Origin of the sequence: Mycobacterium sp., assembly GCF_051006775.1 — a bacterium.
In the GTDB taxonomy this organism is placed as follows: domain Bacteria; phylum Actinomycetota; class Actinomycetes; order Mycobacteriales; family Mycobacteriaceae; genus Mycobacterium.
The window spans coordinates 1-5893 of the sequence record NZ_JBPCSX010000061.1 but is presented as its reverse complement, the minus strand read 5'-3'; the positions used below and the strand labels follow the sequence as shown (position 1 = coordinate 5893).

Sequence of the window (5893 nt, the reverse complement as noted above, 5' to 3'; positions counted from 1 at the left end):
CCCTCATCCCGCGGTGCGTGGTCATCGCAGCCACCTGAAGCCGCTCCGACCCTGCCATCACGCCCTCCATGACGGCCCGGAACTCCTCCTCTGTCTCGGCTCCCTCGGTGACCTTCTTCATGGCGTCATCGAGGATGCCGAGGAACTCCCGTCGCCTCGCCTTGGCGCGGACGATGCGGGCGTATTCCCTGACACTCCCCGGATTCGGACAAGCCGTCATCCACTCCGAAGCCACCAACACCTCACGGCTTTCCAGCAGCTTCGCATCTACCAGACGGATCGCCACCGTGGTCAGGTCGACGGGCTGACCGGCGTTGGCCATGGTCCGCATCAGGTCGAACGCCTGCTGATGCAGCCGGAACCCGAAGTCCGTCGCCGTCAGCATGTCAATCGCCGCCGGCAATGCGAAGTCCGGGGCGTGCAGCATCGCCCCCAGCACCGCCCGCTCCGCCTGCATGGCATCACTGATGCTGCTCATGCGCCCTCCTCTCCGTTCGGAAGGAACCGATCCACGGCCCGCAGGATTGATTGCCTGTCAGACATAGTCAGCATTAAATCAGCATCCGTTAGTCCGCCTGATCCGTTATGATTCGCGATCAGGGTCAGCGTGTAATTCGGGCCGAGGATCTTTTCGATCTTTTCAAGCTGTAACTCTATAGCGGATTGAATTGCATCTAGGCTCATGCCGCCCCCCTCTCGCTTTTTTTGAGCCACTGACGGCATTCGAGCTGGACGTCTGCAATCTGCCGCGCCCAGGGCGCTGTCGGGGCGTGGTCGTACATCGCCTCGTACGCGGCCTGCCATCCCTGCGGCCCGTTGTCAGGTCCCGTCACCACCGGTGGCAGCGGATCCGCGTCGTCGGACGGTGGCGGTGACTCGCCGGGCCGGGTGCGGCGCAGCCAGTTCAGGAGGAAGCGCGCCCACTGCTTCTTGCCAGCGCGGCTGGGGTTGTCGGTCACCCATGCCGCGGCCAGTCGGATCGTGGCTGGCACGTCGAGGCCCGGGAACGATGCCCGCCACTCCGCCAGCACCGGCCCCGGCACCCGGAAGGCCGCGCCGTCCCACTCGACTATCGGCACCGCCGCCCCCCCCTTTCCTTTTTTTGGCTGCGGATCAGTTTCAAGAAGAACGGGAGTTCCCTCGCGTGTGCGTGTGCGGGCGCTCGCGTCCGTGCACGCACCTGCATGAGGGTTCTCTGAGGGTTCCTTATGGTTCAATGATGGTTCGGGTGCAGCTCCTGCACCCGTTGGGTGCAGCTCCTGCACCCGTGGGGTGCAGCTGGTGCACCCGTTGGGTGCAGCTCCTGCACCCGTCTGGGGGCGCAGCTCCTGCACCGGTGCATTTCCTGCACCCGTCAATGGGTGCACGTGCTGCACGGGTGCAGCTCCTGCACCCGTCAAACCATCGGGCAGGACAGGGTGCACCACGTAGGTCGGAGTCTGCCGCGGCGCGCCGCCAGACACGTTGCCTGTGGTGCTGATGTGTCGGTCTGCGGTGAGGCGGCGGAGAGATACCTGCACGGTCCGCTCTCCAAGTCGGGTGCGACGGCTGAGGCTGCCCACGGACGGCCAGCAGATGCCGTCGTCGTTGGCCTGATCCGCGAGGGACGCCAGCACCGACATGTCGGTCGGGCTGGTCACGGTGCTCTGGTAAGCCTTGGTGAGGATAGCGTTACTCATACTGGCAGGCGGTTGAGGAGGCGGCGGACGATCCCGGGTTGCATGCGACGGAGGATCCAGAGGTAGCCCCGCAGGCACACACGGGCGTCGACGTCGGCGGAGTGACCGCCGGGCCGTTGCTGCCCGGTCAGGTCCGCTAGGGCGTCGAGGGATGAGCTGCCCGGCCCGACGATCCCGGCCCGACGGGCGGCGAGGAGCGTGGCTTGGGAGCATTCCCAACGGTGAGGGAAGGGCTCAGGGATCTGGAGGCCGCGGCATGCCGCCGACAGGAACCCCCGGTCAAACCCGCTATTGTGAGCGAGAGGGGTGATGGAACCGACCTCCGATGGCCGAGCGAGGAGCCAGAGACGGAAGTCGGCCAGCACCTGACCGATGGGGGCCGCCCCACTATTTTCCCAAAGCTCGCGTTCATAGCCGTTCACCTCAGCAGCCTCGGCGTCGATGGGTGCGTCGATGGGCGGCAGGACGAGCCGATAAAACGGCTGCTGCTTCCAGTTCGGCCATGCTGCAAAGGATAGGATGGGGTGCCGCGAGGGGTCGAGACCGCCGGTTTCGACGTCGATGGCGAGGAGAGATGATGTCAGGGGGTGTGGCTTCATGCGTGACGAGGACGAGGTTGAGGGCCGGTGAGGGCGTAGAGACCGTGGAGGGCGTCGACGGCGATGGCGTCGACCAGCTGGCCGGGGCGGAAGGCGCTGCTGTCGCGGACCTGAAGGCGCAGGTCGTGGCGCTGCCCGTCGGAGCACTCGACGATGCGAGGGTTCAGACAGGCCCTGCGGACAGTGAGGGTGACGGCGCTGCCCGCCGCCGGGGGGGCCTCTATTTTTTTCAGGCCCAGATGTTCGGCCAGAAGGACGAGGGCGTCGGGCTTGTAGACGATGCCTTCCTTGGCCTTCGTGTACTGGCCCGGCGCCAGCCGCTCCCGGCGGAACCGGGCGAGATCCGTCCGGCTGGTACCGGTAACGATGGAGATTTCGAGTTCAGTCATGGCAAAAAATTTCTCGTGAGGTGACCGGACATTAGAAACTCGATCGGTCGGCCGGCCGACCCCCTCCCCCCGTGCGCGCGGGCACGCCTGCACGCTCGGCTAGTGTCCGCGGGCAGGCGCGCGCGGCGGGTCGGGTTTTTACTGGGCCGACCCTGCTGGGTGCGGCGTGCGGGTATGAAGCGGGCGAGGTCATAATTTAACGGGCTGATTTTTAACGGGTTGCAGTTCTTCCACCGTTGATTCCATATCAACCGTGCCACCGTTCAGCCCGGGTTGTAACGGGGTGGCATCGAGGTCGACGACGGCGGCGCGGGCGGGCCGCATGGCCGGGATTTCCTCCGCGCCGGAACCGGTTCTGAGGGCGGCTGCGAACTCGTCCATGGTCATGCCGACGTGGACGTGGGTGTGCCGCATGCTGTCGGCTTCTCCGAGGAGTTCCCGTGCCCTCTCAGTGAGGACGCTGGCGGTGATGGCGGCCTTGTCGGCGGGGAGGTCGTCGATCTTGTCGATGGCCCGTTCGACGGCGAGTTCCGCGGCGTCGAGCATCCGGCTGGCGAGAGTGGCCTTACGTGTTGCTATCTCCGAACCCTCACGATCCCGGATCGCGAAGACGGTGTGGGCGCTGACCCGATAGGTGGTGCAGATCCAGCGGATGGGCTTACGGTCTGCAAGGCTCTGCACGATGGCGTCGTAGCGGGGGCGGTCGTGAGTCCAGAGATGTTCGCCGGTGAACTGGCCGCGCTTGTGGGCGGCATGCTCGGCCTCAGCGATGTCAGGCAGGCCAAGGTCCAGCTCACCACTTCGTTCACTTCTCTCCTCTTCGATTCGACTAGGCAAAAAAAGAGGGGGCGGGGAATCGGCGCGGCGTCGTTGGCTCATGCGAACTTGCGGGAGATGAGTTTGAGGACGGCGGACTCAGGGATGCGCTGAGTGCCGGCCACGTCGACGGCGAGGCGCTGGGCCTTGGCAGTGCGCCAGACGTGGTCGTAGGAGAGCTCCAGCAGCTCTGCGACGCTCTGGAGACTGTAGTGGCGTTCGATGCGCCTGCCCATGAAGGCCCTGACACCGTCCTCAGGGACGCGCCAGCGACCGTCTGGCTCTTCCCATGCACCAGGAAAAAAGGAGCGGCCCGGGGCGCGCAGATGGCGCAGCACGATGGCGACAGGCAGCTCGCAGAGGTCGGCGACTTCCTCTGGGCTGAAAACCGGTTTGGCCGGTCGTCCTATGCTGCGGCGGGCGGGCATTAGCAGTCAGCGTAAACAGGCAGCAGAGCGAGGGCGTCGTCCCATTGGGCGCTCGTCAATCGCTGCAATCCGATGAGGTCCAGCTCGACAGCCAAGGCCCATGGAAGGGACGTCAGTCTGCCGCGCGGGGTGATGACCCAGAGGTCCTTCATGCCGCACCTCCTGCGAGAATGCGGCGTGTGCTGACCAGCTCCAGCAGCTCCACGAGGAGCATCTGGCAGGGCCGGTGCCATGACATGCTGTGCAGGCAGCGGATGGCGAGGAGGTCCTCGCGCAGCAGCCGGCGCACAATCAGGTCTCGCCGACGAGGGAACCAATGGTGGCGGATCGAGAAAGGAGCGGTCAGGCCCCAATCGCGACGGCGGGCCAGCGGCTCGCTATCAACGACGCTCGATGCTCCGAGAGGCCAGCGGATCATGCGGACCTCCCTGTCGAAGGATGTGGCCACGCTGGGTTGTTGAGGCGGCTGTCGATATCGAGGCGCATCCGGCGGTATGCCCTGCGAATGCGGCGGCCCTCAGCGCGTTCCAGATGCCAGCGGCGGCTCTCGGCGGTCTGGTGGTGGGTCAGCAGCTGCGGGGCCTTGTTGGCGGCCACCACGCCGCAAGCGCCATCACAGGGAGCCAGCGTGTCACAAGGCGCTGGCGATGGCCGGGAACGGCGGAAGGCGGCGCGGTGCGCGGCGATGGCACCGACAGAGAGCAGCGAGGCGCCGAGGAGGGTGCCGACGGGGTTCATGCGGCATCCTTCTGTTGGGGTTCGGCAGGGGCGGCGCTGGACGCGGTCATGCCCTCACGAAGTTTGGCAATCGCCATCCGAACGATGCCAGATGGGTCGTTGTAGTGGGCGTCAGCTGTGGAGCGCACCCACGTCGCCAGATCCTTCGGGAGTCGGACCGTGATGGATTCGCCTTTGGGTCGGTTGCGTTTCATGGTGTGTGCAAAATAATACAAAATACACTTGACCCGTCAAGCGCCTCTTGCATTATTTTGCACACATCATAAATGAGCGCGTGCCTAAGAAATCCCCAACCACATCAACGACCATGTCGTTCCGGCTGCCCGTTGCCGATCGGCAATGGTTATCCGACACGGCACGCGCCAACGGCGTCGAGGAAGCTCAGATCATTCGTTGGGCGCTGGAAGCGTTGCGCCAGTACGTCGATCAGCACGGCGGGAGGCTGCACCTGCCCATCAACATTCGGGAATTGTGGACACTTGCGCAGCCAGTCGCGCCGACAGCTGACCAGCCCGCGTCAACCCCGGCAGCCAAACGGAAGGAAGCCTGAGAGGCGCAGTGATTCGCGGCCCGTGGCCAGGGAGCCAGGGCTAAGCGGGTCCGCACCATATTGCTGGCGTCAGCAAAATGGTCTGATCGTGTTCCTGACGTCGGGAGGACGTTCGGGTGAACATTCGCGGGGTGCGACTTGTCGCACCTCCTCGCCCACATTCAGACCGGCCGCGGTCGTGGAACGTTTGCGGCCGGGAGGTGCCGTATTATTTGGCCTTGGCAGGCTGCGCCGGCACGGCGTTCTCCCGAGCCCACGCATGCCAAGTGTTGTGTGCCGCGCCGCCTTCTTCGTCGACCGGCAGCATGACTTGGAATCGCATTCTGTCGGTTTGCATTTCACGCATCTCCCACATGCGGCCGGTAAAGCTATCGATCCGGAACACCTTGGAGCCGGAGACTTCCAGATGGTAACGGGGCGATTGGCTGGCATCCAGCGGGACAGCGTCTGCTTCGCCGCGGGGCGGGGTTGTCATGGCGGAGGCGGCGAGGGCGACGGCGAGGAGACAGAGGAGGATTTTCATGGCACCCCGATCCTGCAACGAAAACGCCTGACCGTCAATAACCGACGGGCACACCGAAATTCATGAATCCGCAATCCAACAAACCCTCACTTCCCGCGCAGTTCGGGGCCGCTCCAGCTCCGTCAGTTGGATTCGCCCAAATGCCGCTCTATGAATACCGCGTGTTCTCCC

11 protein-coding genes are annotated in these 5893 nt (G+C 64.9%); 1 reads left to right on the top strand and 10 read right to left on the bottom strand.

From position 1 onward, the window contains the following. The 9 genes from ACR2JI_RS04925 to ACR2JI_RS04885 form a co-directional block, all read right to left on the bottom strand. On the bottom strand, positions 1-478 hold a 478-nt coding region (locus tag ACR2JI_RS04925; protein ID WP_526388621.1), incomplete at its 3' end, for a DnaB-like helicase N-terminal domain-containing protein. Then, positions 475-684, bottom strand: a complete 210-nt coding sequence (locus ACR2JI_RS04920) for a hypothetical protein (protein ID WP_526388619.1) — start codon at positions 682-684, stop codon at positions 475-477. The genes ACR2JI_RS04920 and ACR2JI_RS04925, both read right to left, overlap by 4 nt. Beyond that, positions 681-1622: a helix-turn-helix domain-containing protein gene (locus ACR2JI_RS04915; RefSeq protein WP_526388623.1), complete on the bottom strand. Its 942-nt coding sequence runs from the start codon at positions 1620-1622 to the stop codon at positions 681-683. The genes ACR2JI_RS04920 and ACR2JI_RS04915 overlap by 4 nt, the downstream gene beginning before the upstream one ends. 53 nt (positions 1623-1675) lie before the next feature. Next, the gene (locus ACR2JI_RS04910) at positions 1676-2278 is read right to left on the bottom strand and encodes a 3'-5' exonuclease (protein ID WP_526388617.1); all 603 of its coding nucleotides are present in this window, start codon (positions 2276-2278) and stop codon (positions 1676-1678) included. Beyond that, positions 2275-2667, bottom strand: coding sequence for a hypothetical protein (locus ACR2JI_RS04905; RefSeq protein WP_526388615.1), 393 nt, complete (start codon positions 2665-2667; stop codon positions 2275-2277). The genes ACR2JI_RS04910 and ACR2JI_RS04905 overlap by 4 nt, the downstream gene beginning before the upstream one ends. Positions 2668-2856: 189 nt before the next feature. Next, complete coding sequence (locus ACR2JI_RS04900) at positions 2857-3546, bottom strand: hypothetical protein (RefSeq protein ID WP_526388613.1); 690 nt, start codon at positions 3544-3546, stop codon at positions 2857-2859. After that, entirely contained in the window at positions 3543-3719 is a 177-nt protein-coding gene (locus ACR2JI_RS04895; protein ID WP_526388611.1) for a hypothetical protein, read from the bottom strand. Before ACR2JI_RS04895 ends, ACR2JI_RS04900 begins: the two co-directional genes overlap by 4 nt. Before the next feature lie 340 nt (positions 3720-4059). After that, positions 4060-4359 (bottom strand): hypothetical protein, encoded by a 300-nt coding sequence (locus ACR2JI_RS04890; protein ID WP_526388609.1) that lies wholly within the window; start codon positions 4357-4359, stop codon positions 4060-4062. A 286-nt stretch (positions 4360-4645) separates the two neighbouring features. Continuing rightward, on the bottom strand, positions 4646-4843 hold the full coding sequence (locus ACR2JI_RS04885; RefSeq protein ID WP_526388607.1) for a hypothetical protein: 198 nt from the start codon (positions 4841-4843) through the stop codon (positions 4646-4648). A gap of 80 nt (positions 4844-4923) precedes the next feature. Between ACR2JI_RS04885 and ACR2JI_RS04880 the strand changes: the two genes are divergently transcribed. Next, positions 4924-5199, top strand: coding sequence for a hypothetical protein (locus ACR2JI_RS04880; RefSeq protein WP_526388605.1), 276 nt, complete (start codon positions 4924-4926; stop codon positions 5197-5199). Between the two features lie 208 nt (positions 5200-5407). Here the strand turns inward: ACR2JI_RS04880 and ACR2JI_RS04875 are convergent, their stop codons facing one another. Next, positions 5408-5722 carry a hypothetical protein gene (locus tag ACR2JI_RS04875; RefSeq protein WP_526388603.1) on the bottom strand — a complete coding sequence of 105 codons (315 nt, stop codon included), beginning with the start codon at positions 5720-5722 and terminating at the stop codon, positions 5408-5410. Positions 5723-5893 lie beyond the last annotated feature (171 nt).

Bases quoted from the DNA above. Each gene is read 5' to 3' on its own strand.
- ACR2JI_RS04920 (WP_526388619.1), bottom strand. From the start codon at position 684: ATGAGCCTAGATGCAATTCAATCCGCTATAGAGTTACAGCTTGAAAAG.
- ACR2JI_RS04915 (WP_526388623.1), bottom strand. From the start codon at position 1,622: ATGTCGGTGCTGGCGTCCCTCGCGGATCAGGCCAACGACGACGGCATC.
- ACR2JI_RS04910 (WP_526388617.1), bottom strand. From the start codon at position 2,278: ATGAAGCCACACCCCCTGACATCATCTCTCCTCGCCATCGACGTCGAA.
- ACR2JI_RS04905 (WP_526388615.1), bottom strand. From the start codon at position 2,667: ATGACTGAACTCGAAATCTCCATCGTTACCGGTACCAGCCGGACGGAT.
- ACR2JI_RS04900 (WP_526388613.1), bottom strand. From the start codon at position 3,546: ATGAGCCAACGACGCCGCGCCGATTCCCCGCCCCCTCTTTTTTTGCCT.
- ACR2JI_RS04895 (WP_526388611.1), bottom strand. From the start codon at position 3,719: ATGGGCAGGCGCATCGAACGCCACTACAGTCTCCAGAGCGTCGCAGAG.
- ACR2JI_RS04885 (WP_526388607.1), bottom strand. From the start codon at position 4,843: ATGAAACGCAACCGACCCAAAGGCGAATCCATCACGGTCCGACTCCCG.
- ACR2JI_RS04875 (WP_526388603.1), bottom strand. From the start codon at position 5,722: ATGAAAATCCTCCTCTGTCTCCTCGCCGTCGCCCTCGCCGCCTCCGCC.